We start from the raw sequence: 2,020 nt of genomic DNA, 5'->3' as shown, positions 1-2,020 counted from the left end.
GAGCAGCCCCTGCACCGCAAGCCCCACTCCCACTGACCGAGGGGTGCGGACGGCGGCCGTCAGAGGGCGCCACCGGTGAGCAGGTCGCGCAGGGCCCGCTCCTGCTCGGGGCTCAGCCCGGTCACGAACTGCCTCAGGGCGGCGATCGGGTCCGGGCCCCGGCCCAGGGCGTCGTGCATCGCCTGCGCGGTCAGCTCCGCCGCGTTCTTCGTGGGCCGGTAGGCGCCCCGCCGTCCGTTCACGTCGCGCAGCACCAGGCCCTTGTCGTAGAGGCGCTTGAGGATGGTGTGGACGGTGTTGTAGGCCAGGCCGCCGCCGATCTCCAGCTGGATCTCGGACGGTGTCAGTGGCCGCTCCGTGCCCCACAGAGCGGCGAGGACCTCGCTCTCCAGCTCGCCCGAGCTGCGCCGTTCCGTCCTGCCGTGAAGCCCGCTGCCAGCCATGCCCTCAACCTTACAGCGCGTAGGGAAATCAGGCGTTCGGCGGTGTCCCGCCCGCGAACGGGCACGTCGCGGGATAGTTTGTCTCTGTTTTCCGAGTTTTCCGCGTTTTCCGCTGTGTTTCTCCCGATGTCTTCGACGTTCTGACGTTCCCGGTGCGTGCGGGGGTGAGGGGTGGAGATGGCCGACAGTACGCACGCCATACTCGCCAGGACGCGGCGATCCGGGCCGCAGTCCGGCTCCCGCCGCGGCCCTTGGGCCCGCGGCGACGCCCTCGTCGCGGCGGTGGCCGTCGCCTTCACCCTCGCCCAGCTCCTCCTGGTCCGCCCCGGCATGGGCCTCGGCTGGGACGAGACCGTCTACGTCAGCCAGGTCAGCCCGCACGCGCCGGCCGCCTTCTTCAGCGCCCCGCGCGCCCGTGGCGTCCCGCTGCTCGTCGCACCGGTCGCCTCCTGGTCGTCGTCCACCGCGCTGCTGCGCGTCTACCTCGCGGTGCTCTCCGGCCTGGCCCTGTACCTGGCCCTGCGCGTGTGGCGGCACGCCTTCCCCTCCGGCGTCCTGGCCCTCGCCGGCGCCTTGTTCGCCTCCCTGTGGGTGACGCTGTTCTACGGCCCGCAGGCCATGCCCAACTACTGGGTCGCCGTCGGCGCCCTGGCCTGCGCGGGCTGTTTCCTGCGCGTGCGGCCCGGCCGACGCGACCGCGCCGCACTGTGGGGCCTGGCCGGCGGCGCCGCCCTCATGGCGTTGATGCGCCCCATGGACGCGGTCTGGGCCGTCCTCCCGCTGCTCGCGCTCGCCGTGCTCAAGCGCCGCTGGACGCCGCTCGCCGCACTGCTCGCCGGACTGGCGACCGGTTCCGCCGAGTGGGTGATCGAGGCGTACACCGGCTACGGCGGCCTGCTGAAGCGGCTCTCCGACGGCTCGGCCATCCAGGGCGGCCTGGGCTGGCACTTCGCCGTGGCCGACCAACTGCGCAGCCTGGGCGGGCGCACCCTGTGCCGCCCGTGCACCGGCGCGGTGCCCAACCCGGCGATCACCGCCTGGTGGTACGTCCTGCCGCTGCTCGCCCTGCTGGGCCTCGCCGTGGCCCTGCGCGCCCGGCGGCCCGCACCCACCCTGGTGGCGCTGGCCTGCGCCGCCACGGCCGCCTTCCCCTACCTGTTCCTGATCGGATACGCGGCTCCCCGCTTCCTGCTGCCCGCCTACGCCCTGCTCGCGATCCCGGTCGCCGACGCCCTCGCCCGCCTCGTCAGGGCACCCGGCGGCCAGTGGCGGCCCCTGGCCCTGTCCCTGGTCGCCCTCGGCCTCGCCGGGCACCTGGCCGTGCAGTACGCCGTCCTCGCCCACACCGTCCAGCGCACCACCGCCGACCGCCGGGCCTGGTCCGCCACCGCCGCCGACCTGCACCGCCTCGGCGTGCGCCCGCCCTGCCTGCTCACCGGCAGCAACGCCGTCCCGATCGCCTTCTACACCGGCTGCGGCTCCGCCGCGACCGACGGCCACAACGCCAACACCACCCGGGCCGGCATCGAACGGACCGCCCGGCGCCTGCCGGTCGCCGTCCTCACCGCCCCCGGCGG

The 2,020-nt window shown here is 74.6% G+C and carries 2 protein-coding genes; one reads left to right on the top strand and one right to left on the bottom strand.

What is annotated here, in order from left to right:
- Nucleotides 1-59: 59 nt before the first annotated feature.
- Complete coding sequence (locus C1I97_RS36060) at nucleotides 60-443, bottom strand: BlaI/MecI/CopY family transcriptional regulator (protein ID WP_111007135.1); 384 nt, start codon at nucleotides 441-443, stop codon at nucleotides 60-62.
- Between the two features lie 177 nt (nucleotides 444-620).
- On the opposite strand from C1I97_RS36060, the gene C1I97_RS36055 reads away from it, so the two are divergent.
- Nucleotides 621-2,020 (top strand): hypothetical protein (locus tag C1I97_RS36055; RefSeq protein WP_111007134.1); only part of this gene is annotated, 1,400 nt, incomplete at its 3' end.

Origin of the sequence: Streptomyces sp. NTH33 (assembly GCF_003236365.1) — a bacterium.
GTDB lineage: Bacteria > Actinomycetota > Actinomycetes > Streptomycetales > Streptomycetaceae > Streptomyces.
Note: the sequence above shows the minus strand (reverse complement) of the source record. Positions and strands in the feature narration are given on the sequence as shown.

What these genes read in the sequence shown, in the direction of transcription:
- C1I97_RS36060 (WP_111007135.1), bottom strand. Translation starts at nt 443, where the DNA reads ATGGCTGGCAGCGGGCTTCACGGCAGGACGGAACGGCGCAGCTCGGGC.